The organism is Enterobacter sp. CM29 (genome assembly GCF_013179605.1).
GTDB lineage: Bacteria > Pseudomonadota > Gammaproteobacteria > Enterobacterales > Enterobacteriaceae > Enterobacter > Enterobacter intestinihominis.
In genome coordinates this window covers 1-26,381 of the sequence record NZ_JABMCU010000037.1, presented here as the reverse complement: position 1 = coordinate 26,381, position 26,381 = coordinate 1, and the positions used below count along the sequence as shown (strand labels likewise).

Below are 26,381 nucleotides of genomic sequence, written 5' to 3'. Positions count from 1 at the left end.
ACGACAGCACGGTGTCGCCATCGGTTTCGACCAGCATCGGCCCCCAGTGGGCGGCGGTCAGAATGGTTTTTGTTGAGGTGCTCAAAGCGTGCGCTCCTGGTTGCGTGCAGGTATGACGGCCTTTCATTGAGGCAGTTTATCGTTTGTGACAAATTTCAGAGTTATACACTGAATTTTCTCCGTATTCGGACGTCATAATCCACTGCCACGTCCGTCGTGGCAAAGAATAAAAAGGATTAAGGAAATAAGATGAAAAAACGCGTACTCGTTATTGCCGCTCTGGTGAGCGGTGCTCTGGCTGTTTCAGGCTGCACAACCAACCCTTACACCGGCGAACGCGAAGCGGGTAAATCCGGCATTGGCGCGGGTATTGGTTCCCTGGTGGGCGCTGGCGTTGGCGCACTCTCCTCCTCCAAGAAAGATCGCGGTAAAGGTGCGCTGATTGGCGCAGCGGCAGGCGCAGCCCTGGGCGGCGGCGTGGGTTATTACATGGATGTGCAGGAAGCAAAACTCCGTGACAAAATGAAAGGTACAGGCGTGAGCGTGACGCGCAGCGGTGACAACATCATCCTGAACATGCCAAACAACGTGACCTTTGACAGCAGCAGCGCGACGCTGAAACCCGCAGGCGCGAACACCCTGACCGGCGTGGCCGCGGTGCTGAAAGAGTACAACAAAACTGCCGTGAACGTGATTGGCTACACCGACAGTACCGGCAGCCAGGATCTGAACATGCGTCTGTCGCAGCAGCGTGCCGATTCCGTGGCCAGCTCGCTGATCACCCAGGGCGTAGAAGCGAACCGCATCCGCACCAGCGGCATGGGTCCGGCTAACCCGATCGCCAGCAACAGCACGGCGGAAGGCAAAGCGCAGAACCGCCGCGTTGAGATTACGTTGAGCCCTGTGCAGTAGGTAAAAGCAAAACGGCAACCCTGTTGCCGTTTTAGTGTTTGCGCCCTCTCCCGTGGGAGAGGGTTGGGGTGAGGGCATCAGGCCGCCACCCGGCAAATTGCTTGATTCGTCAGATTTTCCCGTTAAGGTATTCTCACTAAATTCAGGGAAATCAGCGATGAGCAAACCAACCCGGGCCACCATCAGCGACGTGGCGAAAGCCGCCAAAACCGGTAAAACCAGCATTTCACGCTACCTCAACGGCGAGAAACACCTGCTTTCCGATGCACTGCTGGCGCGAATTGAACAGGCCATTGCCGATCTCGACTACCGTCCCAGCCTGATGGCGCGCGGCCTCAAGCGGGGTCGTACCCGTCTGATTGGCCTCATCATCGCCGATATCACCAACCCTTACTCCGTTAACGTCCTCAGCGGCATTGAGGCGGCGTGCCGTGAGAAAGGCTTTACCCCGCTGGTCTGTAACACCAATAACGAAGTTAATCAGGAGTTGCACTACCTCGATCTGCTGCGCAGCTATCAGGTGGAAGGGATCGTGGTCAATGCCGTCGGGATGCGCGAAGAGGGACTGAATCGCCTGCAACAATCGTCGCTGCCGATGGTGCTTATTGACCGCAAAATCCCGGAATTTGCCTGCGATGTGGTCGGGCTGGATAACACCCAGGCGGCCACCACTGCCACCGAACATCTGATTGAACAGGGTTTCGAAGCCATTTTGTTCCTGAGCGAACCGCTGGGTATGGTTAACACCCGCCGCGACCGCCTGGCTGCATTTCGTGCCACGCTGGCGCGTTATCCCGGTGTGATCGCCGAAAATGCCGAAATCTCCCTCCATGAAGCCGGTCAGCTGGATAATACCCTGCGCCAGTTCCATACCCGCCATCGGGGTATGCGCAAAGCGGTGATCTCCGCGAACGGGGCGCTGACGCTTCAGGTTGCCCGCTCGCTTAAACGCATTGGCCTGCACTGGGGCAGCGACATCGGCTTACTCGGCTTTGATGAACTGGAGTGGGCTGAACTTGCTGGCGTAGGCATTACCACCCTCAAACAACCCACCTGGCAGATCGGCTATGCCGCGGTTGAACAAGTGGTTCGCCGCATTGAAGGCACACGCGACGCCGTACGCGAGCAGGTTTTTTCTGGCGAGCTGATCGTTCGCGGCTCTACTGCCCGTTAAATTCCCCTTCGTGACAGCGATCATAAATTCAGCATCCCGATCTTTTCTTTGGAACCGGTTCCATCTAGCGTAATACTATCGATTACGCCCTGGAGTCAGGAAATGAGCAGGAAAATTATGGTGGTCACCGCCGCGTATGGCGCGGATCAGGTGCGACAAGCAGGCGGTCAACGGGCGATGCTTCCCGTTATTGCCGGCGCAGGGGCTGATGGCGTTGAAATCCGCCGCGAGCTCTTCAGCAGCGACGAGTTAATGGCCCTGCCTGCGCTCGGCGAGTCCATTGAACTGCTGGGTTTACTGGCGTGCTACTCCGCCCCGGCCCCCCTGTTTATGCCCGATGGAACCCTCAACCCGGATCTTCCGCGCTACCTTAGCGAAGCCAGCACCCTGAACGCCCTGTGGCTTAAAGTCTCGCTGGGCCATTTCAGCGACAAACAACAGCTTGAAGCCCTGCGCGTACTGCTGGATGAAAGCGGCATGACGCTGGTGGTGGAAAACGACCAGACCGACTGCGGTCAGCTCGCTCCGATGCAGCGCTTCAAAGCCGCCTGCCGGGTAATGGCACTGCCGGTCACGCTGACGTTCGATATGGGCAACTGGCTGTGGGTTGGCGACTCCCCGGAAGAGGCTGCACGTCAGTTGGCTCCCGCCGTGAGCTACATTCATGTGAAGGCCGCGATCCCGCATAAGGCGCAATTCCGCGCCGTCGCGCCGGATCAGACCGATTCTCGCTGGCGGGATCTGCTTAATCAACTCCCTGCCGATGCGCCACGCGGTATCGAATTTCCGCTGGAAGGGACGGATCTCACCGCCGTCACCCGCCATTACGTCAACCTGCTGCGCGAGGAGTAAACCATGCACAAGACGCTGGATGTCATCACCATCGGCGAGGCCATGGCGATGTTTGTCGCCACCGAAACAGGCGAGCTGAGCGCAGTGGAGCACTTTATCAAACGCGTTGCAGGTGCTGAGCTGAATGTTGCTACCGGCCTTGCGCGGCTGGGGCTGAATGTTGGCTGGGTAAGCCGCGTGGGAAATGACAGCTTTGGCCATTTCGTACTCGACTCGCTGAAAAAAGAGGGCATTGATGCCGCAGGCGTGACCCTCGACGGACGCTTCCCGACGGGTTTTCAGCTGAAATCTAAAGTTGAAAATGGAACCGATCCCATCGTGGAGTATTTCCGTAAAGGCTCAGCGGCAAGCCATCTCTCCGTGGATGATTATCACCCCGCGTATTTCTCCTCCGCGCGCCACCTGCACCTGAGCGGCGTGGCGGCGGCGCTCTCGGCCAGTTCGTACGATTTACTCGATCATGCCGCTTCGGCAATGAAAGCGCAGGGCAAAACGATCTCCTTTGATCCAAACCTGCGTCCGGTGCTGTGGAAAAGCGAAGCGGAGATGGTTGAGAAACTCAACCGACTGGCGTTTCAGGCGGACTGGGTACTGCCGGGGGTAAAAGAGGGAATGATCCTCACTGGCGAGAGCACGCCGGAAGGCATTGCTGATTTTTACCTCAACAAAGGAGTAAAAGCCGTGGTGCTGAAAACCGGTGCTGACGGTGCATGGTTCAAAACTGCCGACGGCGAGCAAGGCGCCGTCGCTGCGGTAAAAGTCGATAACGTGGTCGATACCGTGGGTGCGGGCGATGGGTTTGCCGTCGGGATCATCAGCGCCCTGCTGGAGGGCAAACCGCTGTCGCAGGCCGTGGCGCGAGGCAACAAAATTGGTTCGCTGGCGATTCAGGTGCAGGGCGACAGCGAAGGATTACCAACACGAGCAGAGCTCGGAATCTGAATTCCCTCTCCCTGTGGGAGAGGGCCAGGGTGAGGGCAGCAATCCGCACCAGATAATTAAGCCACCGTGTACCCTACAGACAACGGCGGCAACAACCTCAACAACAGAGGCAAGCCTATGAACAGTTCGACCAATGCAGTAAAACGCTGGTGGTACATCATGCCAATCGTGTTTATCACGTACAGCCTGGCGTACCTGGATCGTGCCAACTTCAGTTTTGCATCCGCCGCCGGGATCAACGAAGACCTCGGGATCACCAAAGGGGTCTCCTCCCTGCTGGGCGCCCTCTTCTTCCTGGGTTATTTCTTCTTCCAGATCCCCGGCGCGATTTACGCTGAACGCCGCAGCGTGCGAAAGCTCATTTTCATCTGCCTGATCTTATGGGGTGCATGTGCATCGCTGACTGGCGTGGTGAATAACATTCCTGCTCTGGCGGCTATTCGCTTTATTCTCGGCGTGGTTGAGGCGGCCGTCATGCCAGCAATGCTGATTTACATCAGCAACTGGTTCACAAAATCTGAGCGTTCACGTGCCAATACGTTCCTGATACTCGGTAACCCGGTCACCGTGCTGTGGATGTCGGTGGTTTCCGGCTATCTGATCCAGTCCTTCGGCTGGCGCGAGATGTTCATCATCGAAGGGGTTCCCGCGATTATCTGGGCCTTCTGCTGGTGGGTGCTGGTGAAAGATAAGCCAGCCCAGGCAAAATGGCTTTCTGAAGACGAAAAAGCCGCACTCCAGGCGCAGCTGGATAAAGAGCAGCAGGGGCTGAAAGCGGTGCGTAACTACGGCGAAGCCTTCCGCTCCCGGAACGTTATTCTACTGTGCGCACAGTATTTTACCTGGAGTATTGGCGTGTACGGCTTTGTTCTGTGGCTGCCGTCGATTATCCGCAGCGGCGGTGAAAACCTTGGCATGGTGGAAGTGGGCTGGCTGTCATCAGTGCCTTACCTGACTGCAACCATCGCGATGATTATCGTCTCCTGGGCATCGGACAAGCTGCAAAACCGTAAGCTGTTCGTCTGGCCACTCCTGCTGATCGCTGCTTTTGCCTTCATTGGTTCCTGGGCCATAGGCGCGAACCACTTCTGGGCCTCGTATACGCTGCTGGTGATTGCGGGTGCGGCCATGTATGCCCCGTATGGTCCGTTCTTTGCCATCATCCCGGAAATGCTGCCGCGTAACGTCGCAGGGGGCGCGATGGCGCTGATCAACAGTATGGGTGCGCTGGGTTCGTTCTTTGGCTCGTGGTTTGTGGGCTATCTGAACGGCGCCACCGGCAGCCCTTCAGCTTCTTACATCTTTATGGGGGTGGCGCTTTTTGCCTCGGTATGGCTTACTCTGATCGTTAAGCCTGCTAATAATCAACAGCTACCCGTCGGCGCACGCCACGCCTGAATCCTTTTAAATCAACGGAGATTAGCATGAAGCCGTCCGTCATTTTGTACAAAGCACTGCCTGAAGATCTGCAAAAACGCCTGGAGGAACACTTTACCGTTACCCGGGTAAAGAACCTCAGCCCGCAAACCGTGGCACAGCACGCCGACGCGTTTGCCTGCGCCGAGGGCCTGCTGGGTTCAAGCGAAAAGGTGGATGCAGCGCTACTGGAGAAAATGCCGAAGCTTCGTGCAACCTCAACCGTTTCTGTGGGCTACGACAATTTCGACGTGGATGCGCTTAACGCGCGCAACATCCTGCTGATGCACACGCCACATGCTCTGACGGAAACCGTCGCCGACACGCTGATGGCGCTGGTGCTCAGCACTGCTCGTCGCGTGGTGGAGGTGGCTGAGCGCGTGAAAGCGGGCGAATGGAGGAAAAGCATTGGCCCGGACTGGTTCGGCGTGGACGTACATGGCAAAACGCTGGGGATTGTTGGGATGGGCCGTATCGGTCTGGCGCTGGCACAGCGCGCCCATTTCGGCTTCAACATGCCCATTCTGTATAATGCACGCCGTCATCACGCTGAAGCTGAAGAACGTTTCAACGCCCGTTACTGCGAGCTTGATACGTTGTTGCAGGAAGCCGACTTTGTCTGCCTGATCCTGCCGCTGACGGATGAAACGCGTCATCTCATCGGCAGGGCGGCGTTTGAAAAGATGAAGAAATCGGCCATTTTCATCAACGCGGGTCGTGGTCCGGTGGTCGATGAGAAGGCGCTGATTGAGGCACTGCAAAACGGTGAGATCCACGCCGCCGGTCTGGACGTGTTTGAACAGGAGCCACTGCCGGTGGATTCTCCGCTACTGAACATGCCAAACGTCGTCGCCCTGCCCCACATCGGCTCTGCAACTCATGAAACACGCTACAACATGGCGGCGACCGCCGTGGATAACCTGATTGCCGCGCTCGGCGGTAAAGTGGACAAGAACTGCGTTAACCCGCAGATACAACAGTAGAAACGAAAAAACCCGCCAGAAGGCGGGTTTTTGAATTTTGTGCTACTGGGTTGGAAGCTTACAGGCTTACAACGTTACCAGCTGCTGGGCCTTTAGCGCCGCTTTCGATGGTGAAGGAAACTTTCTGACCTTCATCCAGAGATTTGTAGCCATCGTTCTGGATAGCAGAGAAGTGTACGAACACGTCTTTAGAGCCATCGTCAGGAGTGATGAAGCCGAAACCTTTATCAGCGTTGAACCATTTTACCAGACCAGTCATTTTAGCAGACATAGAAATTACCTTATTAACAAATATATTGTGCCTTCCGGCTTGATGGATTGCGTTACAGATTTTTAAGCGATGAAGGAAGGGTCACTACGAAGGGTATCTATGGATAACAATCTGGACTGCTTTACTAAACTGCTTTAGGTCTGTGTAACAAACCGACGAACATAGTTATACCGATATGGTAGAAGAATGACAAGCGTTATTTTCATCATGCATAAAAAAACCCCGCCGAAGCGGGGGTTTTTCTTATTCCGTTGCAGCGACCGCTGCGCTCCAGGCCTGGCTAAAGGCCTGATGCTGGGACGCCAGCGGCCCAATCAGCGTATTGTACTGACTCGCCTGCTGGGAGGTCGGGAACTGGATACCGTTAGAGACGAAGCTCACCTGCGTACCCTGCTCATTAATAAAGTCACCCACCTGAACCAGCTGCTGAGTAAAGACCTGCGCCGCCGGGATCAGTGGTTGCAAGGCGTTTGACGGCTTGGTCACGACTTTCTCATACACCTGGTCATAAACCGGCTTGAGATCCTCGTCCTGCTTCAACGCGGAGCGCGACGCATCAGCCTGCATTTTGGCATTTTGCAACTGCTGGCTCAGCACCCCAAGGGCGCCGTTGGACTGGCGCAGCGGTTCGCGCTGGGTCATATAATCCTGTGGAACGCGAATGGCATTGACGCTATCCACGACCGGGCGAATGCCCGAATCCATCGCCTGGCTTACCTGCTGTGAATAGCCATACAGAATGGCGTAATCCGACACGAATGGACCAAACTGTTTTTTCTGATCCGCAGTCAGCGTTGGTAAACGCTCGCCGCTACGCATCACTGTATTCTGTAAAAAATCGATAAACGCTTTGCGCTGATCGCCTTCTTTATCGAAACACCCACTCAGGCTAACAACCATCAACAACGCCGCAATAGGCGCAAACCAGCGAGAGCAGGACTTTCCTGTCGCCATTTTATTACTCCTTTCACCCAAAAAGCGCACACCGGCACACGCGTGCCCAACGCTGACAAGGATAGTCCAGGTCAGCCTTGCAAGATAGAGTTTTCATGCAAAACGGGTATTGCCGTTTTTGTACTGACTATTTACAAAAAAATACCTGTGCATCCCTACATATGATTAATCAGGTAATTAGCATAACTATCCATATAGCTGAAACGGGTAAAGCGATCGTTATCGCACAATTAATCACAACCGTGACGATCCTGTGTTTGGTTTAGGGACTATTCTTAACATGCTCTCTGATGTTCATGATCCCGATGTGTGATTTATGAGGAGTTCTCAATGGAATTAAAAGATCCTGAGTTTGAGCTGCTGAGCAGCCTGGAACAGATTATTTTTAAAGATGTACCGCCGACGGTTACCCTGAATCAAAAGTCCAATCCTTTTAGTGAATTTGAGCGTTTACGCAAAGGGTCGGGCCTGAAAACAGATGAATTCGCAAGAGCGATGGGTGTCAGCGTAGCGATGGTGCTGGAGTGGGAGTCAAAGCGTGAAAAACCTACCCCAGCCGAGCTAAAGCTGATGCGCCTGATACAGGCAAACCCTGACCTTCGCAAGCAGTTAGCCTGATAAAGTTTGTTTGCCCCCGCCCTTGCGGGGGCTTGTGTTTAGAGGCTTTCACATCGCCATCCCGACTCTTCCCACACCAGCTCATGCGTCAGCTTTAATCCTGCTAAAAACGCTTCATCGTGCGACACCACCAGCAGCGCGCCGGGATAATCGGCCAGGGCCGCTTCAATGGCCTGAACGGAAGCCAGATCGAGGTGGTTGGTCGGCTCATCCAGAAGCAACAGCTGCGTTGCCGCTTCACGCCACAATACGCAGGCCAGTGCGGCCTTCAGGCGCTCGCCGCCGCTTAGATCGGCCAGTGGAAGTGTCACTTTCTCTGCGCCCAGCTGAACCTGCGCTAAACGGGTACGCAGCGCCCCCTCTTCGAGCGGCGTATTGCCCAGGCTAAGGTGTGTCATCACCGACTGCGACAGATCCAGCCGGGAAAGATGCTGATCGAGATAAGCACATCTGACGGAGACCTTACAGGTTCCCGTAACAGGGGCGGTTTCGCCCAACATCACTTTCAACAGCGTGGATTTCCCACAGCCGTTCGGCCCGCGTAGCGCCACGCGCATCGGGCCATCCATTCGCCAGTTTATCGGGGAGACAGGCACGTGCGGAAGCACCAGTTCTTCCAGCACCAGCACCTGTTTTCCTTCCGGGATTTCACTGCCCGGCAGGGTAAACATCACCGCGTTATCCTCTTCAACCCGCTCGCGTGCCTGGTTGACCGCAGCGTTCAGGGCATGATTTTGATCGCTATGCTGTTTTTTCCAGGAACCAATCCGCTCTTTCGCCGCCCCTTTGTATTTGACCCGTTCAAACGAGGCGATGTTAAGGCTGTCGACCGTGCGAAGCGTTTTGGCCGAACGACGCTGGCTGTCGTCATGCTCTTTATGCATACGGGCGCGGGTACGCTTGCGTTCGGTGGCAGCATGCTCCAGCGCGGCGCGGGCAGCCAGTTGCTCAGCATTACGCTGGGTTCGATAGTCAGCATAATTTCCGCCGTAGCTGCGCAAGCCCAACGCGCTCAGTTCAAGGATACGCGGTACCTGGGCCAGCAACTCACGGTCGTGAGAGGCCACCAGCACCCCGCCCTGATACCGGGAAAGCTGCTCGTAGAACCACACGCGGCCTTGCCTGTCGAGGTGGTTGGTCGGTTCGTCCAGCAGCAGGTAATCAGCATCCGCGGTGAATGCGCCGCACAGCAAGGCACGAATGCGCTCGCCGCCGCTTAGCTCTGCCGCGCGTTTGTTCGGCTCAAAAGAGGGAAGTTTTGCAGCGATAAAAGCCTGGCTTAGCCGTTCAGCCAGATCCCAGTAACCATCGAGCGTGTCGAGATCGTCGGGTTCATAATGACCGCCGTCGATGCGCGTGCGCGCCGCAAAGATCGCGTCGTAACCAAGCAGTCCGGCAAGAGTCGTATCCGCAGAAATATCCTGCTGCTGCGCCACATAGACGTGTGTACCAAAGCGCTCAATGTGACCGCTGGCGGGTTCATCAACCCCTGCCAGCAGACGCAGAAGGCGTGTTTTACCGCTGCCGTTGCGGCCAACCAGCGCACACACTGACGCATCCAGAGAAAGATTCAGTGGACCAAAAAGGATATCGCCCGTCGCAAACTGACAGGTGACCTGATGCAAAATAAAAGAGGGGGATTGCGCAAAATGAGCCATAAGCACTCCTGAATGAAATCAAAACATCCCCTGCCGACGCGATGCGTTGAGCAAGGATCGAAATTCATCAGTCGTGTTTGTTCATTTTTGGGGGGCGCTCCTGAGGGCGAAATTTAACGGGAACAAGAATAACGGCAATGCGCCGCCCATTTCAAGGTTAAATTTTCACCAGCGCTATTGCCCGAGCGTAAAAAACCCGCCGAAGCGGGTCTCACAATCAGATAAACGCAAACGCATCGCCAAACAGACGATCTTCCCGCGCGTCACGCTCGTTGCAGAACAGGTCGCGGGCAATTTTCGCCATTTCAAAGCGACCGGCAATGTAGATATCGTGCCCGGCCAGCGTTCCGTGATCCTGCAATACCGCAGTCAGCACCGTGCCGCTGCGCCCGCGCCAGCCCTCTTCCGGCTGCTCGACGACCGGCTCGATGCGCAGGTTTGGATGATTGACGCTCAGCGCTTCCAGCTCAGACAGATCGTAAAGGTGCTTCTCTTCACGGCCGCCCCAGTAGATGGTGATATCGCGATTTGGATTACGCGCCAGCGCCGTCAACAGAATAGAGCGGACATAGGAGAAGCCTGTACCACCGGCAATCAGGATCAGCGGACGGTCTTCGTCTTCACGCAGCCAGGCCTCGCCATGAGGAATATCGACCACGATTTCACGCTCTTTCAGGATGCGATCCATCACGGCCATCGCGTACAGGTTAAGCTCAGACGCACCAATATGCAGCTCAATAAATTCCTTCTCTGCTGGCGTTGAGGCCATAGAGAAAGGACGCTTATCACGCTCGTCCATCACGACCATCAGGTACTGACCGGCACGGAATGAGAATGCCGCTTCAGGAACCAAACGGACGCGATATACGGTGTCGGTAATAGCATCTACCGACGTCACTTTACAGCTTAAGGTTGTCATTCGCTCTCTCTGTCGGGAAGTCTATAGGGCTAAACGGTCTTATTCTGCCTTACCGTTATTCATTATGGCCAGCTCGTCCCAGATCGCGTCAATTCGCGCGGTCACGGCAGGATCTTTTTCGATCGGGCGACCCCATTCACGGTCGGTTTCGCCAGGCCATTTGTTCGTGGCATCCAGTCCCATTTTTGAACCAAGGCCGGAAACCGGCGAGGCAAAGTCCAGATAATCAATCGGCGTGTTTTCCACTAACACCGTATCACGCGCCGGATCCATACGCGTGGTGATGGCCCAGATGACGTCATTCCAGTCGCGGGCATTGACGTCATCATCGCAGACAATCACAAACTTGGTATACATAAACTGGCGCAGGAAAGACCATACGCCCATCATCACGCGCTTAGCGTGACCGGCATACTGCTTCTTCATCGTCACCACCGCCAGGCGATACGAACACCCTTCCGGCGGCAGATAAAAATCAACAATTTCCGGGAACTGCTTTTGCAGGATCGGCACGAACACTTCGTTCAGCGCCACGCCAAGTACCGCCGGTTCATCCGGTGGGCGGCCAGTGTAAGTTGAATGATAAATGGCATCTTCACGCTGGGTAATGTGCGTGACGGTGAATACCGGAAAGTTATCCACTTCGTTGTAATAGCCGGTGTGGTCGCCGTACGGCCCTTCGGGTGCCAGCTCGCCCTGTTCAATGTAACCTTCCAGCACGATCTCTGCGCTGGCTGGCACTTCCAGGTCATTGGAGATGCACTTCACCACTTCGGTTTTGGTGCCGCGCAGCAGCCCTGCAAAGGCATATTCCGACAGCGTATCAGGAACAGGCGTCACCGCGCCCAGAATGGTTGCCGGATCGGCACCCAGCGCGACGGAAACCGGGAAGCGTTCGCCCGGATGGGCCGCGCACCACTCCTGGAAATCCAGCGCGCCACCGCGGTGGGACAACCAGCGCATGATGAGCTTGTTCTTGCCAATCAGCTGCTGGCGATAAATGCCGAGGTTTTGACGCTCTTTATGCGGCCCACGCGTCACGGTGAGGCCCCAGGTAATCAGCGGTGCGGCATCTTCAGGCCAGCACTGCATAATGGGAATTTTGGTCAGATCAACTGCATCGCCTTCCAGCACTTTTTGCTGGCATGGCGCGCCGCGCAGGCGTTTGGTGGGCATATTCAACACCTGCTTAAACTGCGGCAGCTTGTCGAACAGGTCGCGGAACCCTTTTGGCGGCTCCGGCTCTTTCAGAAAGGCCAGCAGTTTGCCCACTTCACGCAGCGCCGTGACATCTTCCTGCCCCATGCCCATCGCCACGCGGCGAGGTGTGCCAAACAGGTTGCACAGTACCGGCATGGCGTAGCCTTTTGGGTTTTCAAACAGCAACGCCGGGCCGCCCGCGCGCAGGGTGCGGTCAGCGATTTCTGTCATTTCCAGATACGGATCAACAGGAAGCGTAATGCGTTTGAGTTCGCCCTGCTTTTCCAGCAGCGCCAGGAAGTCGCGTAGATCGTGGTATTTCATGCAGTTAATCATGGCCTCTCTGTAAGCGCTTCATTATACGGCGTAAGACCGCGTGATGCTGTAATTTTGTTAAATTAGCGTGAACTTCCACGACTTACTCTCTTTTTCGCCATTATAATCACCTTAGCGATCCCGCCAGGGTTTTGGTATGCTTGCGCCCCGAACAATGGGAAGAGTGATTATGCAGGCCTGGTATTTACTGTATTGCAAACGCGGGCAACTTCAGCGCGCACAGGAACATCTTGAACGTCAGTCTGTTAACTGCCTGACGCCCGTGATCACGCTTGAAAAAATGCAGCGTGGAAAACGCACGACCGTCAGTGAGCCTCTGTTCCCGAACTATCTGTTCGTTGAGTTCGACCCCGAAGTGATCCACACCACGACGATCAGCGCCACGCGCGGCGTCAGCCATTTTGTGCGTTTTGGCGCCCATCCGGCAAGAGTACCGTCATCGGTTATTCATCAGCTCTCTGTCTACCAGCAGCCTGAAGATATTACCGATCCGGAAACCCCTTATGCCGGGGACAGCGTGGTGATCACCGAAGGCGCTTTTGAAGGGTTACAGGCCATCTTCGCTGAACCAGACGGTGAAGCGCGTTCTATGCTGCTGCTCAACCTGCTGAACAAAGAGGTGTTGCAGAGCGTTAAAAACACCGATTTCCGCAAAGTTTAGAACTGCACGCCGAACAGACGACGCACGTTGTCATCGGTTTGGGCTGCCAGCCACTGCGCATCTTCCCCGCGCCAGTACGCCACTCGCTCAGCAATGTGTCCCAGATAAGCCGGTTCGTTACGTCGTGATGCCGGTTTGGGCTGCATATCCCGGGGCAACAGATACGGCGCATCCGTTTCCAGCAACAAACGATCGGCCGGGATTACGGATAACAGCTCGCGCAGCTCCAGCCCACGACGCTCATCGCACACCCAGCCCGTGATACCCAAGTAAAGCCCGCGGTTCAGGCAATCCAGCGCTTCCTGACGGGAGCCCGTAAAGCAGTGCAACACCGCGCCTGGCAGTTTCTCCAGCCAGGGGTCCAGTAGCGCCAGAAAACGTTCATGCGCATCGCGACAGTGCATAAACACCGGCATCCCCAGCTCTGCAGCCAGCGCGAGCTGGGCGGTAAATGCCTTCTCCTGCTCTTCAGGCGTCGAGAAGTTACGGTTGAAATCAAGCCCGCATTCGCCAATGGCAACCACTTCTGGCGTAGCCGCCAGACGATGAAGCGCCTCAGCGCTTTCATGCGTCCACTGGCTGCTGTCATGAGGATGCACGCCTGCGGTGGACCAGCAGTGTTGATAGCGTTGCGCCAGCTGCCGTGCCTGCTCACTCTCATGCAGATTTGTTCCCGTCAGTAACAGCCCGTTCACGCCGGCGGCAAAGGCGCGCGCCACCACCTCATCGCGGTCTTTCGCAAACTGGGCGCTGGTCAGGTTAAGCCCGATATCAAACATACGTATCCCCATATGACAACCGCCCTGACGGGCGGTTGGTTTTATTCTTTAGTGGTCTCTTCAGACGGCTCGTCTTCTTCGTCCCGGGTACGCCCCTTTCCGACGTAGAAACGAGCGAAGAATACGCCGACTTCAAACAGGCAGTACATGGGTATGGCCAGTAAGGTTTGCGAGAAGACGTCCGGTGGCGTTAACAGCATACCTACGACAAATGCCCCTACCAGGATGTACGGGCGCTTCTTACGCAGATCGTCAGGCGTGGTCACCCCCACCCAGCAGAGCAGGACTATCGCGACGGGCACCTCGAAGGCGACACCAAAGGCCATAAACAGCGCCATCACGAAGCTGAGGTAGCTGGCGATGTCCGTCGACACCTGTACCCCTTCCGGCGCGGTATGCGTCAGGAAGCCGAAGGCCAGCGGGAAGACAACGAAGTAGGCGAACGCCATACCGATATAAAACAGCAGCGAACTGGACACCAGCAGCGGAATAACCAGCTTGCGTTCATGCCTGTACAGCGCGGGTGCCACAAATGCCCAGACCTGATACAAAATGACCGGCGCAGAGGCAATCAACGACACCCAGAAGGTCAGCTTGATCGGGGTAAAGAACGGCGAGGCAACGTCCGTTGCAATCATCGTTGCGCCCAGCGGCATCTGCTTAATCAGCGGTGCGGAAACCACCTGATAGATATCGTTGGCAAAATAGACCAGACATAAAAAAATGAGGAAAACCGCAATAATGCAGTTTAACAGACGCTTACGCAGCTCAATGAGGTGCGTAATCAGCGGTTGAGTATCATCTACTGCCATGTTTACGCTTTATCACTCGACGAGGGGGATGATTCGGAAACGGGCGCGGCGGGTTTTACCTCAGCCGTTTTGACCACGGGCTCTTCCGGCGGCACCTGCTTTTTCACTTCGGGCTCCTGCGGCGATTGCTCTGGCGAAGCAGCCTGATGCTCCGCGCTGGAAGGCGTCACACCCTCGCGCTGCTCTTCGCTGCCCTTCACCACCGGATTATGGATGGTGTTTGCTTCATCACTCGCCTTCTCAGGATCGTTAACGCTGTATGAGCGCTTCATGGATTCAGCCGCTTCGCGCAACTCATCCATGGATGCTTTCAACTCCGGCGTCAGGTTATCCATGCTCGCCTTTTCAACCTTTTTCAGGCTGTCCTGAAATTCCTGAAGCTTCAGTTCCTGCGCCAGCTCGTTCTGCACGGTCGTTGCCAGCGAACGGAGCGCACGCACCCAGCCCACGACAGTTTTTACCGCAACGGGTAAACGCTGCGGCCCCAGCACAATCAAACCAATCACAAAGACCAGCAGTAACTCACCAAAACCAATGTCGAACACGAATTACACCTGCTCTTTATCGTGACGTTTGGCCTCTTCCTTTTTGGCTTCGTCCTGCTTATCGGCGATAGATTTAGCGGTAAAATCAGCGTCCTGACCGCTTTTTTCCTGCTTATTCTCATCATCGCTCATGGCTTTCTTGAAGCCTTTGATTGACGCGCCCAGGTCGGAACCAATTGATCCGAGTTTTTTCGTGCCGAACAGCAGCACAACGATGACGGCAATGATCACTAACTGCCAGATACTGATACCACCCATGCGTGTTCCCCAGTGATAGATGATTAATTAGTCAGATCGCATTATACGTATGCAATCCCTCGATAGCGACGCTAATTCAGCGTGTTTTTTGCCAGCCAGCAAGCCAGACAACCACACCGGCAGCCATAATCCAGGCTGGCATCATTTCCCAGTCCGGACGATTGATCAACAGCAACGTGCCGCTTATCAGCAGCGTCGCGCCAATTCCGAAGAGATAGCGGGACTGCCCCTGACGCACGCGACTGGATTGAAGCTCGTGCGCGATTTTATCCATGCTGTGCTGAAGGTTCTTGCTCTGACGCAAACTGTCGTAAACCAGTTCAGGAATTTCTGGCATTTTTTCAATCCAGAACGGGCCTTTCTCTTTAAGCGAGCGAACCAGGGCTGGAATACCGACCTGATCCTTAATCCAGGATTCGAGGAACGGTTTCGCGGTTTTCCACAAGTCTAACTGAGGATAGAGCTGGCGGCCTACGCCCTCAACGTAAAGTAATGTTTTCTGAAGTAAAACTAATTGTGGCTGCACTTCCATATTAAAACGGCGTGCGGTGTTGAACAGGTTGAGCAGAACATGCCCGAAAGAGATCTCTGAGAGCGGCTTTTCAAAAATTGGCTCACAGACGGTACGGATCGCAAATTCAAACTCTTCCACGTTGGTATCTGGTGGAACCCAGCCTGAATCCACGTGCAGTTCGGCCACCTTACGGTAGTCGCGATTGAAGAAAGCGATAAAGTTCTCGGCGAGATAACGCTTATCCTCTTTATTCAGCGAGCCGACAATACCGCAGTCGATGCCTATGTACTTCGGGTCTTCCGGGTGCTCATAGCTGACGAAAATGTTGCCCGGATGCATGTCAGCATGGAAGAAGCTGTCGCGGAAAACCTGAGTAAAGAAGACCTGCACGCCGCGCTCGGCTAGCAGCTTCATGTTGGTGCCCTGTTTTTCCAGCGCTACCACGTCCGAGACCGGGATGCCGTAGATACGTTCCATCACCATCATGTTCTGACTGCAGTAGTCAGAATAAACTTCAGGAACATACAGCATCGGGCTGTCTTCAAAGTTTCGACGCAGCTGAATGGCGTTCGCCGATTCACGCAGCAGGTTAAGTTCATCGATGAGCGTTTTTTCGTATTCCCGTACCACTTCCAGCGGACGCAGACGGCGGCCATCCGGCAACAGACGCGGCACCCAGCGAGCCAGGCGATAGATCAGCTTCATGTCCGCTCTGATAACCGGCAGGATATCCGGGCGAATCACCTTAATGACCACCTCTTTGCCATTCTCCTTCAGGCGCGCGGTGTGAACCTGCGCAATAGAGGCAGAGGCCAGAGGCTGAATGTCGAAATCATCAAACCAGGTCTCGATGGGGATATTGCCCATCGCTTCTTCGATTTGTTTCTTCGCTCTCTCTCCGTCAAACGGAGCGACGCGGTCCTGCAATAGCGCGAGCTGATCGGCAATCTGCGGCGGGAAAAGGTCGCGACGCGTTGAGAGCATCTGCCCAAACTTGATCCAGACCGGTCCCAGCTCCTGCAACGCAAGACGCAGGCGTGCGCCCAGCTCCTGATCCTTATGGCGATTCGGCATCCAGAACAGCGTGCGACGCCAAAGCCGAAGCGGCAGGGTGATACGCATTCTGGGGATAAGCTCGTCGAGCCCGTAGCTCAAAAAGGTGCGAACGATAAAATAGAGGCGCCGAATTTCACCAGGCGTCATTTGCCCTCCAGTTTTTCAAGCCGTTTGGTTAACGCATCAACTGCGCGCTCAACTGCCGCGGTCTCTTCTGCAAACCAGGCGACTTCTAAAGGCCCAGGCGCCATACGCCACTCTTCGGTCAACACCTCGGCAGCATAGCGCTGTTGACGGAGCAGGCCTTTACGCAGGAAAGTGGAACCCGTGCGCAGCGTTTTGCTTATCCCTTCAGCCGCGATGTCGCCGATATAGGGCGCCAGCAGTTCCGCGGGGTCAAATTCAGCCTGATCGCTGAGTGCAACGAAGTTCTGTACCACCTGAATATCGCCCTCGACCTCCAGCTCACCGCTGCGAATAAGCGCCGTCATCTGCTGACGGTCACGCAGTTTTGGCAATACGCTCATGTGCGTAATCACCGAGCAGTCAGCCTCGCCTTCCCACTCCCCCAGAACGTCAAGCTGGCGTTCGCTGAAGACCAGCACAAGCGGCGTCGAGAACTCTTTTAAAACGATACGCAGCACCTTTCCGTTAAGCCGCTGACGTGCGGTTTTCAGCGCCGGGGCGCGATACAGAAAGGCATTCAGTACATTCTCGATGCCTGCGGTGACTAAGGGTTTAATGGGCACGGGAAACCTCCACTCAGAACTTGTAACCACGATGCAGCGCGACGACACCCGCCGTCATATTGAAGTATTCCACGTTTTCAAACTCCGCATCCTGCATCATCGCTTTCAGCGTGTCCTGATCCGGGTGCATTCGGATGGATTCGGCCAGATAACGGTAACTTTCTGCATCGTTTGCCACCAGCTCGCCGATGCGCGGCAGAACGTGGAAGGAATAGGCATCGTAAGCTTTGCTCAGCGGGTCGATAATCGGTTTAGAAAACTCGAGTACCAGCAGTCGGCCGCCCGGCTTCAGCACGCGGTACATAGAGCGCAGCGCTTTATCTTTATCGGTCACGTTACGCAGGCCGAAGGAGATGGTGATGCAGTCGAACGTATTGTCCGGGAACGGCAGCGCTTCGGCGTTGGCCTGAACATATTCAACGTTGCCTACCACGCCGATGTTACGCAGCTTTTCGCGTCCCATTTTCAGCATGGAGTCGTTGATATCTGCCAGCACCACGCGACCAGTTTCGCCAACCAGACGGGAGAATTTAGCGGTCAGATCCCCTGTGCCGCCGGCTAAATCCAGCACCTTTTGTCCACGGCGCACGCCGCTGCAATCAATAGTGAAGCGCTTCCACAAGCGATGAATGCCAAACGACATCAAATCATTCATCACATCGTACTTCGCCGCCACGGAATGAAATACGTGGGCCACCATGTCAGCTTTCTGCGCTTTGGCGACAGTCTGAAAGCCAAAGTGCGTTGTGTCTTGTGAATCGTCAACCATCTCAGAGCCTGCTAATCAGTCAAATGTTCGTGAAGTGTAACAGATTGGGCGCATTTGCCCTACGTTTCAACCACCGCGAAAGAAACGCGCCGACTGCGCTTCGGGGGATAAACTCGCCGCTAACCCATTGTCTTCATTGCGGCTATTTTGCTCACCGTCGCCTTCACGCAGACGAAACTCTTCGTCCTGAGCCGTAGCCTGCTCCACCAGTTCCGGATTAATCTCGCGTTTAACTTCCACCCCCAGGCTGCGAAACGCCTCCGCCTGCGCCAGCAAATTGCCGCGCCCGGAGGAGAGTTTTTTCATCGCCTGGCGGTAGTTATCCTGCGCGCGATCCAGGCTTTGCCCCACCGAGGACATATCGTCCACAAACAGCCGCATTTTGTCGTACAGCTTGCTGGCGCGATCGGCAATCTGCTGCGCGTTTCGGCTTTGGTGCTCATAACGCCACAGGTTGGCAATGGTACGTAACGCCACCAGCAGCGTGGTGGGGCTGACCAGCATAATGTTATTTTTCAGCGCTTCGGTGATCAGTTCGGGCTGTCTGTCGAGCGCCAGCAGGAAGGCTGGCTCAACCGGAATGAACATCAGCACATAATCCAGCGATCGCAGCCCCGGCAACTGTTGATAATCTTTTCTGCCCAGCAGACGGATATGGTTACGCACGGAGGCGATATGCTCCTGCAACGCTGTCTCGCGGGTATAGTCATCTTCCGCGTTGAAGTAGCGCTCATAGGCCACCAGCGTCATTTTGGCGTCGATAACCACATCTTTACCCTGCGGCAGACGAACAATGACATCCGGCTGCATTCGCGAGCGCGCATCGTTTTCAATGCTGACCTGCGTTTCGTATTCGTATCCTTCACGCAGGCCAGAGGCCTCCAGCACGCGCGTCATGACCACTTCGCCCCAGTTTCCCTGCGCTTTGTTATCACCTTTCAGTGCGCGCGTCAGGTTAACCGCCTCCTGAGCCATCTGCGCATTCAGCTGCTGGAGATTACGGATCTCATGCGCCAGCGTGTGGCGCTCGCGAGCCTCCTGACCAAAGCTGTCCTGCACCTGACGGCGAAAGCCGTCCAGCTGTTCACGCAGCGGCGTCAGCAGGCTGTTCAGGCTCTGGCGGTTCTGCTCATCCACGCGGCGATTGCTGTGCTCAAAAATGCGGTTCGCAAGGTTCTCAAACTGCTCGCTAAGACGCTGCTCGCTGTTGATCATCTGACGGATTTTGTCTTCGGCGTGCAGTTGGGTGGATTCAAGGCGGGTGGTCACTTCCCGGAGATCGGCCTCCAGCGAGGTGTTAATGTCGCGCAGATTGCGCAGTTCGTTATTGAGCAGTTCACACTCATCGCGCCAGTGGTCACACAGCGCAAGCTGTTGTTTCGTCGCGCTGAGTTCGGCGACGATCTCTTCGCGCTCTGCCAGCTGATCGGCTTTCTGCTGAGCATATTGGTAGCCGCAAATGAGCCAGCCAATCCCCACGCTCACCAGCGCAACTACCGCATAAACCAGGATTGAGATATCCACAATGCCCCCTGCATCCACGTGTAACCCGCACAAAATAGAATTGTGCTGTATGAACGTCCAGTTTGAAAGGGTTTTCCTGCGAGGCGTTACGCAAAAAAGAAAGGCCGAGCATGTCGGCCTTTTAGCACTGAAGAGAGAATTAGATCAGACGGCGCGCCGCTTCAACCACGATTTTCACCGCATGGCTTTCAGTCTGCTTCATGGTTTCAGCGTTCGGGATCTCCTGCTGGGTACGGTTGACGATAACGCCCGCCACCATACCGGCACGCAGACCCTGGCTTGCGCACATGGTCAGCAGCGTCGCAGATTCCATTTCGTAGTTCATGACGCCCATCGACTGCCACTCTTCCATTGAGCCTTTGAAACGGCTCACCACGCGACCAGAGAAGGTGTCGTAACGCTCCTGGCCCGGGTAGAAGGTATCGGAAGAGGCAGTGACGCCCACGTGGGTGGTGGCGCCCACGGACTTCGCGGCTTCAACCAGCGCGGTGGTGCATTCGAAATCAGCCACTGCCGGGAATTCCATCGGTGCAAAGTGCAGGCTTGCCCCGTCCAGACGCACGGATGCGGTGGTAACCAGCACGTCGCCCACGTTGATGTGCGGCTGAATGGCGCCTGTGGTGCCAATGCGCAGGAAAGTACGAATGCCCAGCTGTGCCAGCTCTTCAACGGCGATAGAGGTAGACGGGCCACCGATACCGGTAGAGCACACGATCACCGCTTTACCGTCCAGCTCTGCGCGCCAGGTGGTGAATTCGCGATGCGCTGCCAGCTTAACCGGCTTATCCATCAGCGCGGCGATCTTTTCCACACGCTCAGGATCGCCAGGGACGATAGCAAGCGTAGCCCCTTGTAAATCGTTTTTAGTGAGGCCGAGATGAAAAACATCAGACTTAGACATAGGTGACTCCTCTGTGGGTCGGTTTGTCAGAAGAAGTAAAACGGTACTTTACAGAAGCAATGTGCATTATTTCGTGACACACCTCACCATGAATGAAAATGATTGCAGTTAATTTCCATAAAATGGTGATTCACATCACATTAACAAGTTATATCGCCGGGTGCTGCACAAAAGATAGACGCTATAAGGCACTGTGGGTTGTTAACCTGGTGTCTATATTTATCTTTGCGCTAATCCATTCATTGGTACGGAGAATGCCATGACTGAAAAAATCGGTTTTGCACCTGCTGCGGCCCCGCATGCTTCAACCATCGTCTCAACCCCTGAAGAGGCCATTACCGCAGGCGAGACCTCCATTCCCTCCCAGGGAGAGAACATGCCAGCGTACCACGCGCGGCCAAAATCCGCCGATGGCCCGCTGCCCATCGTGATCGTGGTGCAGGAAATATTTGGCGTTCATGAACATATTCGCGACCTCTGCCGCCGTCTGGCGCTGGAGGGTTACCTGGCCGTTGCGCCGGAACTCTATTTCCGTCAGGGCGATCCGAATGATTACAGCGACATCCCGACGCTGTTCAGCAACCTGGTCAACAAAGTGCCGGACGCGCAGGTGCTGGCCGATCTCGACCACGTTGCCAGCTGGGCAGCGCGCAACGGTGGCGATGCGCATCGTCTGATGGTGACTGGCTTCTGTTGGGGCGGACGCATTAGCTGGTTGTACGCCGCGCATAACCCGCAGCTAAAAGCGGCCGTGGCCTGGTACGGCAAGCTGGTGGGTGAAAAAACGCTGAATTCACCGAAGCAACCTGTTGATATTGCCACGGATTTAAATGCGCCTGTGTTGGGGCTCTATGGCGGTCAGGATACCGGGATCCCGCTTGATACGGTCGAGACCATGCGCCATGCGTTGCGCGCAGCAAACGCGAAGGCGGAAATTGTGGTGTATCCGGAAGCCGGGCACGCCTTTAATGCCGATTATCGTCCGAGCTATCACGCGGAATCGGCGAAAGATGGCTGGCAGCGGATGCTGACATGGTTTAGCCAGTACGGCGGGAAAAAAGCGTAAAAGCAAAAAGCCCGGTGGCGGCTACGCCTGACCGGGCCTACATTTCATCAAGCCTGACGCAAATTCTGCGCCGCCTGCACCATGTTCGCCAGCGCCGCGCGGGTTTCAGGCCAGCCACGGGTTTTCAGGCCGCAGTCCGGGTTTACCCACAGACGTTCCGCCGGGATGCGCTGGGCCGCTTTTTGCAGCAGCGATTCAATCCACTCCACGCTTGGCACATTCGGGGAGTGAATGTCGTACACGCCCGGCCCGATTTCGTTCGGGTAGTCGAACTCTTCGAACGACTCCAGCAGTTCCATGTCTGAACGCGAGGTCTCGATGGTGATCACATCGGCGTCGAGCGCGGCAATGGAGTCCATGATGTCGTTAAATTCGCAGTAACACATGTGGGTGTGGATCTGCGTATCGTCCTTCGCGACGGCCGCGTTGAGGCGGAACGCCTCCACGCCCCACTGTAAGTAAGCATCCCAGTCGCTGCGACGCAGCGGCAAACCTTCACGCAGCGCAGGTTCGTCGATCTGAATGATGCCAATCCCGGCCGCTTCCAGATCCGCAACTTCATCGCGCAGCGCCAGGGCGATCTGTTTGGCGATGGTTTCCCGGGTTACGTCTTCACGCGGGAACGACCAGCAGAGAATGGTCACCGGACCCGTCAGCATGCCTTTTACCGGTTTGTCGGTCAGAGACTGGGCATACTTCGCCCACTCCACGGTAATCGCTTCCGGGCGGCTGACGTCGCCGATTACCACCGGCGGCTTCACGCAGCGGGAGCCGTAGCTCTGCACCCAACCGTTCTGGGTAAAGACAAACCCGTCCAGGTGCTCACCGAAGTATTCCACCATGTCGTTACGCTCGGCTTCACCGTGCACCAGCACGTCCAGACCTAAACGTTCCTGCTCGATAATCGCCTGTTTGATGTGTTCCGCAATACCGGTGCGGTAGTGATTCGCATCCAGATTGCCCTTTTTGAAGTCCAGGCGCAGGCTGCGGATCTCGGTAGTCTGCGGGAAGGAGCCGATTGTCGTGGTCGGCCACGCGGGCAGGTTAAAGCGCGCACGCTGGGCTTCGGCGCGCACTTCATACGGGCTCTGGCGCTGGCTGTCCCGGGCGGTGATGGCCGCCAGACGTTTTTCCACTGCCGGGTTATGCACGCGCGTCGAGTGACGGCGCGCCTGGATCGGAGCGCTCCAGTCGCTAATCGCTGCCGTGTCGCCGCTGTTCAACGCGTCGCGCAGCAGAGCCAGCTCCTCACACTTTTGCAGGGCGAAGGCAAACCAGCTTTTCACCTCAGGGTCGAGTCGGGTCTCCACGCTCAGGTCAATCGGGCTATGCAGCAGGGAACAGGAAGAGGCCACCCACAATTCACGTTTACCGACTATGTCTTTAATTTGTGCATATTTCTCGGTGAGATCGGCACGCCAGACGTTACGACCATTCACCAGACCGGCAGAGAGCAGCCAGTCCACTGGCAGACGCTTGTGCAACTCTGCTACATCGTCTTTGCCGTGAACGAGGTCAATGTGCAGACCCTGAACCGGCAGCGCGGTAATGGTTTTCAGGTTCGGCGTGACGCCTTCGAAGTAGGTGGTCAGCAGCAGCTTCACCTGCCCGGTGAGCGCGTTATACGCCGGTTTGAAGGCGTCCAGCCACGCCTGCGGCAGCTCAAGCACCAGCGCCGGTTCATCGATTTGCACCCACTGAATGCCGCGTTTGCCCAGCTCAATCAGCACCTGCTTATAAACCGGCAGAATGTCGTTCAGCAGGCTGAGGCGGTCGAACTGTTCACCTTTCACTTTGCCCAGCCACAGGTAGGTTATCGGCCCCAGCAGCACGGGTTTCACCTGGTGACCCAGCGCCAGCGCTTCGTCCACTTCATCCAGAAGCTGGGTCCAGGTCAGTTTGAACTGCTGGCCTTTAACGAACTCCGGCACCATATAGTGATAGTTGGTGTTGAACCACTTGGTCATTTCCGCCGCTGCCGCTGGCTCACCCGTTGGCGCGCGGCCACGGCCGATGCGGAACAGGGTATCGATATCCACCGATCCATCGTTGTTCTGATGGCGAGCCGGCACGTTGCCAAGCAGCAGGCTGGTGGTCAGAACATGGTCGTACCAGGCGAAATCGCCCACCGGCAGCAGGTCAATGCCCGCCTGTTTTTGCTGTTCCCAGTGACGCGCGCGCAGCTCACGTCCCACCGCCAGCAGTTCTTCACGGGTGGCGTTACCTGCCCAGTAGCTTTCTTGCGCTTTTTTTAGCTCGCGACGCAGGCCAACGCGAGGGAAACCGAGAGTGTGAGTGCGGATTGTCATGGTATGCCCCTTGTGAAATTCGTTATTTAGACGTCCAGATGTTTACACATCTATAATTGGCAGGTACTGTATATTCCTCAAGCGCAAAATGTTCATGGCGAAGTGAAGGACTTTCATGATCGAGATAAAACACCTGAAAACGCTACAAGCGTTGCGGAACTGCGGTTCTCTTGCGGCGGCAGCGGCCACGCTGCACCAGACTCAGTCTGCCCTTTCTCACCAGTTCAGCGATCTGGAACAACGCCTCGGCTTTCGTCTTTTTGTGCGTAAGAGCCAGCCTTTGCGCTTTACGCCGCAGGGCGAAATTTTGCTTCAGCTGGCGAACCAGGTGCTGCCGCAGATTGCCAGCGCGTTGCAGTCCTGCAACGAGCCGCAGCAGACCACCCTGCGCATCGCCATTGAGTGTCACAGCTGTATTCAGTGGCTGACCCCCGCGCTTGAGAACTTCCGCCAGAAGTGGCCGCAGGTGGAGATGGACTTCAAGTCCGGCGTCACGTTTGATCCGCAGCCGTCGCTTCAGCAGGGTGAGCTGGATCTGGTGATGACCTCAGATATTCTGCCGCGCAGCGGTCTGCACTATTCGCCAATGTTTGATTTTGAGGTGCGTCTGGTGCTGGCCCCGGACCATCCGCTGGCCGCCAAAACGCGTATCACGCCGGAAGATCTGGCAACGGAGACGCTGCTGATTTACCCGGTACAGCGCAGTCGTCTGGATATCTGGCGCCATTTCCTGCAACCCGCGGGCATCAGCCCACAGCTGAAAAGCGTGGATAACACACTGCTGTTAATTCAGATGGTGGCGGCCAGAATGGGAATTGCGGCGCTGCCGCACTGGGTGGTCGAGACGGTTGAACGCCAGGGTCTGGTGGTTACCAAAACCCTGGGTGAAGGACTGTGGAGCCGGCTGTACGCCGCCGTGCGCGACGGCGAGCAGCGTCAGCCGATTACGGAAGCGTTTATTCGCTCAGCGCGGAACCACGCGTGCGACCATCTTCCGTTTGTGCGGAGCGCGGAGCGACCCAGCGGCGATGTACCCACAGCGAAGCCAGGATCACCGTTCCCCCAATAAGGAAACTCGGCCAGTGCGGCTGTTCCTGCCAGATGGCGAGGTTCACCAGTAGCCCCGCCGGCACGTGCACGTTGTTCATGATCCCCAGCGTTCCGGCGTCTACCTGCGTCGCGCCGTAGTTCCACATAAAGTAGCCCAGCCCCGACGCCACCACGCCCAGCCAGACCAGAACGCTCCACTGCACGGGGGTGGTTGGCAGCTTTTGCGGGTTGCCGAGCATAAACCATGCCGCAATCGCGACAATCGCCGCGCCCATATAGAACCACGCAAACGCGTTATGCTGCGGCATCGGGCGGGTCTCCATGAGGCGTTTGTAGCCCACCATCCCGATGGCGAAGCTGATATTGGCGAGCTGGACGAACATCAGCCCGGTCCAGAAGTGATCGCTCACCTTGTCATAGCGAATTATCGCCGCGCCAATGACTGCCAGCGCCGCGCTCAGCAGATATCCCCAGCGCAGGCGGCGCCTGCTGAGCAGGTCGTAAATCAGCGTGATATAGAGCGGCGTGAGCACGGTAAAGAGCAGAAATTCCGATACGGAGAGGTAGACGTAAGCCCGGAAGCTGAACAGGTACATGATGCCGAGCTGCATTGCGCCTACCAGCATGTACAGCAGAATGGTTTTCAGCGATTGCCCGCGGGTACGCAGGAACGGCAGGAACACCAGCGCCGCCAGCCCCACACGCATCAGCACCGAAAAGTAGCTGTCGACCGATCCGGCAAGGTATTCGCCAATCAGGCTAAAGGAGAAGGCCCACAGGATAGTGGTGATAATGAGTAGCGCCACAATGCTTGTCTCTCAGAAAGAAGGAGAGGCATTGTAGCGAACTCTTTAGTTGACATCTGAACAATAAATAATCAAATGAAGATTATTCAAGGAACAGTTTGCGCAAATACTTAGGTACCGCGTTGTCTGCGTTGGTGCCAATCACTTCCAGCTCCGGGTGCAGATCTTTCAGGCGCTGGTGCGCGTTCTGCATGATGCAGCCTTTGCCCGCCATGGAGAGCATCTCGGCATCGTTCATGCCATCGCCGAACGCGATGCAGTCTTTCAGATCAAAGCCCAGACGCTTCGCGACCGCTTCCAGCGCGTGACCTTTGGACACCCCGCCCGCCATCACTTCCAGACAAGTC

At 56.0% G+C, this 26,381-nt stretch carries 27 protein-coding genes; 10 read left to right on the top strand and 17 right to left on the bottom strand.

Annotated features, from left to right (window positions below; translation table 11 throughout):
* Positions 1 to 249 precede the first annotated feature (249 nt).
* The 6 genes from HP459_RS07145 to ghrB all read left to right on the top strand — a co-directional run bounded on the left by HP459_RS07145 (position 250) and on the right by ghrB (position 6,279).
* A complete protein-coding gene (locus HP459_RS07145; RefSeq protein WP_022646688.1) occupies positions 250 to 912 on the top strand; it encodes an OmpA family lipoprotein in 663 nt (220 codons plus the stop codon).
* A gap of 157 nt (positions 913 to 1,069) precedes the next feature.
* Positions 1,070 to 2,086 (top strand): LacI family DNA-binding transcriptional regulator, encoded by a 1,017-nt coding sequence (locus tag HP459_RS07140; protein ID WP_171936061.1) that lies wholly within the window; start codon positions 1,070 to 1,072, stop codon positions 2,084 to 2,086.
* A gap of 102 nt (positions 2,087 to 2,188) precedes the next feature.
* Entirely contained in the window at positions 2,189 to 2,938 is a 750-nt protein-coding gene (locus HP459_RS07135; RefSeq protein WP_046621680.1) for a sugar phosphate isomerase/epimerase, read from the top strand.
* A 3-nt stretch (positions 2,939 to 2,941) separates the two neighbouring features.
* Positions 2,942 to 3,880, top strand: a complete 939-nt coding sequence (locus tag HP459_RS07130; protein ID WP_171936060.1) for a sugar kinase — start codon at positions 2,942 to 2,944, stop codon at positions 3,878 to 3,880.
* A gap of 117 nt (positions 3,881 to 3,997) precedes the next feature.
* Entirely contained in the window at positions 3,998 to 5,278 is a 1,281-nt protein-coding gene (locus tag HP459_RS07125; RefSeq protein WP_171936059.1) for an MFS transporter, read from the top strand.
* A 26-nt stretch (positions 5,279 to 5,304) separates the two neighbouring features.
* Entirely contained in the window at positions 5,305 to 6,279 is a 975-nt protein-coding gene (gene ghrB / locus HP459_RS07120) for a glyoxylate/hydroxypyruvate reductase GhrB (protein ID WP_171936058.1), read from the top strand.
* 58 nt (positions 6,280 to 6,337) lie between these two features.
* Here ghrB and cspA read toward each other — a convergent pair whose 3' ends face one another.
* Positions 6,338 to 6,550, bottom strand: coding sequence for an RNA chaperone/antiterminator CspA (gene cspA / locus HP459_RS07115; RefSeq protein WP_003860775.1), 213 nt, complete (start codon positions 6,548 to 6,550; stop codon positions 6,338 to 6,340).
* 243 nt (positions 6,551 to 6,793) lie between these two features.
* Positions 6,794 to 7,504, bottom strand: a complete 711-nt coding sequence (locus tag HP459_RS07110; protein ID WP_023299059.1) for a DUF3053 domain-containing protein — start codon at positions 7,502 to 7,504, stop codon at positions 6,794 to 6,796.
* Positions 7,505 to 7,834: 330 nt separating this feature from the next.
* Here HP459_RS07110 and HP459_RS07105 point away from each other — a divergent pair, with 330 nt between their 5' ends.
* Complete coding sequence (locus HP459_RS07105) at positions 7,835 to 8,122, top strand: HTH-type transcriptional regulator (protein ID WP_003860776.1); 288 nt, start codon at positions 7,835 to 7,837, stop codon at positions 8,120 to 8,122.
* Between the two features lie 38 nt (positions 8,123 to 8,160).
* On the opposite strand, the gene HP459_RS07100 is transcribed toward HP459_RS07105, so the two are convergent.
* The 3 genes from HP459_RS07100 to ubiD all read right to left on the bottom strand — a co-directional run bounded on the left by HP459_RS07100 (position 8,161) and on the right by ubiD (position 12,232).
* Positions 8,161 to 9,780 carry an ABC-F family ATP-binding cassette domain-containing protein gene (locus HP459_RS07100; RefSeq protein ID WP_171936057.1) on the bottom strand — a complete coding sequence of 540 codons (1,620 nt, stop codon included), beginning with the start codon at positions 9,778 to 9,780 and terminating at the stop codon, positions 8,161 to 8,163.
* 217 nt (positions 9,781 to 9,997) lie between these two features.
* Positions 9,998 to 10,699 carry an NAD(P)H-flavin reductase gene (fre, locus tag HP459_RS07095; protein ID WP_003860778.1) on the bottom strand — a complete coding sequence of 234 codons (702 nt, stop codon included), beginning with the start codon at positions 10,697 to 10,699 and terminating at the stop codon, positions 9,998 to 10,000.
* Between the two features lie 39 nt (positions 10,700 to 10,738).
* Complete coding sequence (gene ubiD / locus HP459_RS07090) at positions 10,739 to 12,232, bottom strand: 4-hydroxy-3-polyprenylbenzoate decarboxylase (protein ID WP_088581798.1); 1,494 nt, start codon at positions 12,230 to 12,232, stop codon at positions 10,739 to 10,741.
* Between the two features lie 172 nt (positions 12,233 to 12,404).
* Between ubiD and rfaH the strand changes: the two genes are divergently transcribed.
* Positions 12,405 to 12,896, top strand: coding sequence for a transcription/translation regulatory transformer protein RfaH (gene rfaH, locus HP459_RS07085; protein ID WP_032626529.1), 492 nt, complete (start codon positions 12,405 to 12,407; stop codon positions 12,894 to 12,896).
* Here rfaH and tatD read toward each other — a convergent pair.
* From tatD to udp, 9 genes are all read right to left on the bottom strand, one after another.
* Positions 12,893 to 13,675: a 3'-5' ssDNA/RNA exonuclease TatD gene (gene tatD / locus HP459_RS07080; RefSeq protein WP_023299055.1), complete on the bottom strand. Its 783-nt coding sequence runs from the start codon at positions 13,673 to 13,675 to the stop codon at positions 12,893 to 12,895. The two genes, rfaH and tatD, sit on opposite strands and share 4 nt — an antisense overlap.
* Positions 13,676 to 13,716: 41 nt before the next feature.
* Complete coding sequence (gene tatC, locus HP459_RS07075) at positions 13,717 to 14,487, bottom strand: Sec-independent protein translocase subunit TatC (protein WP_022646678.1); 771 nt, start codon at positions 14,485 to 14,487, stop codon at positions 13,717 to 13,719.
* Positions 14,488 to 14,489: 2 nt separating this feature from the next.
* Positions 14,490 to 15,032, bottom strand: a complete 543-nt coding sequence (gene tatB, locus HP459_RS07070; protein ID WP_022646677.1) for a Sec-independent protein translocase protein TatB — start codon at positions 15,030 to 15,032, stop codon at positions 14,490 to 14,492.
* Positions 15,033 to 15,035: 3 nt separating this feature from the next.
* Positions 15,036 to 15,290, bottom strand: a complete 255-nt coding sequence (gene tatA, locus HP459_RS07065; RefSeq protein ID WP_022646676.1) for a Sec-independent protein translocase subunit TatA — start codon at positions 15,288 to 15,290, stop codon at positions 15,036 to 15,038.
* 76 nt (positions 15,291 to 15,366) lie between these two features.
* Complete coding sequence (gene ubiB, locus HP459_RS07060) at positions 15,367 to 17,007, bottom strand: ubiquinone biosynthesis regulatory protein kinase UbiB (RefSeq protein WP_022646675.1); 1,641 nt, start codon at positions 17,005 to 17,007, stop codon at positions 15,367 to 15,369.
* Complete coding sequence (gene ubiJ / locus HP459_RS07055; protein WP_022646674.1) at positions 17,004 to 17,609, bottom strand: ubiquinone biosynthesis protein UbiJ; 606 nt, start codon at positions 17,607 to 17,609, stop codon at positions 17,004 to 17,006. Before ubiJ ends, ubiB begins: the two co-directional genes overlap by 4 nt.
* A 13-nt stretch (positions 17,610 to 17,622) precedes the next feature.
* Positions 17,623 to 18,378, bottom strand: a complete 756-nt coding sequence (gene ubiE / locus HP459_RS07050) for a bifunctional demethylmenaquinone methyltransferase/2-methoxy-6-polyprenyl-1,4-benzoquinol methylase UbiE (RefSeq protein ID WP_022646673.1) — start codon at positions 18,376 to 18,378, stop codon at positions 17,623 to 17,625.
* A gap of 66 nt (positions 18,379 to 18,444) precedes the next feature.
* Entirely contained in the window at positions 18,445 to 19,902 is a 1,458-nt protein-coding gene (rmuC, locus tag HP459_RS07045; protein WP_171936056.1) for a DNA recombination protein RmuC, read from the bottom strand.
* Between the two features lie 139 nt (positions 19,903 to 20,041).
* Positions 20,042 to 20,803: a uridine phosphorylase gene (gene udp / locus HP459_RS07040; protein WP_003860792.1), complete on the bottom strand. Its 762-nt coding sequence runs from the start codon at positions 20,801 to 20,803 to the stop codon at positions 20,042 to 20,044.
* A 259-nt stretch (positions 20,804 to 21,062) separates the two neighbouring features.
* On the opposite strand from udp, the gene HP459_RS07035 reads away from it, so the two are divergent.
* The gene (locus HP459_RS07035; RefSeq protein ID WP_161177378.1) at positions 21,063 to 21,869 is read left to right on the top strand and encodes a dienelactone hydrolase family protein; all 807 of its coding nucleotides are present in this window, start codon (positions 21,063 to 21,065) and stop codon (positions 21,867 to 21,869) included.
* A gap of 47 nt (positions 21,870 to 21,916) precedes the next feature.
* On the opposite strand, the gene metE is transcribed toward HP459_RS07035, so the two are convergent.
* The gene (metE, locus tag HP459_RS07030) at positions 21,917 to 24,178 is read right to left on the bottom strand and encodes a 5-methyltetrahydropteroyltriglutamate--homocysteine S-methyltransferase (protein ID WP_161177377.1); all 2,262 of its coding nucleotides are present in this window, start codon (positions 24,176 to 24,178) and stop codon (positions 21,917 to 21,919) included.
* 115 nt (positions 24,179 to 24,293) lie between these two features.
* Here metE and metR point away from each other — a divergent pair, with 115 nt between their 5' ends.
* Positions 24,294 to 25,247: an HTH-type transcriptional regulator MetR gene (metR, locus tag HP459_RS07025; protein WP_015570000.1), complete on the top strand. Its 954-nt coding sequence runs from the start codon at positions 24,294 to 24,296 to the stop codon at positions 25,245 to 25,247.
* On the opposite strand, the gene HP459_RS07020 is transcribed toward metR, so the two are convergent.
* Together HP459_RS07020 and HP459_RS07015 are read right to left on the bottom strand one after the other, a co-directional pair.
* Positions 25,135 to 26,034, bottom strand: coding sequence for a carboxylate/amino acid/amine transporter (locus HP459_RS07020; protein WP_003860795.1), 900 nt, complete (start codon positions 26,032 to 26,034; stop codon positions 25,135 to 25,137). The two genes, metR and HP459_RS07020, sit on opposite strands and share 113 nt — an antisense overlap.
* An 82-nt stretch (positions 26,035 to 26,116) precedes the next feature.
* Positions 26,117 to 26,381: HAD-IIB family hydrolase (locus HP459_RS07015; RefSeq protein ID WP_171936055.1), on the bottom strand; the 265-nt coding region annotated here is incomplete at its 5' end.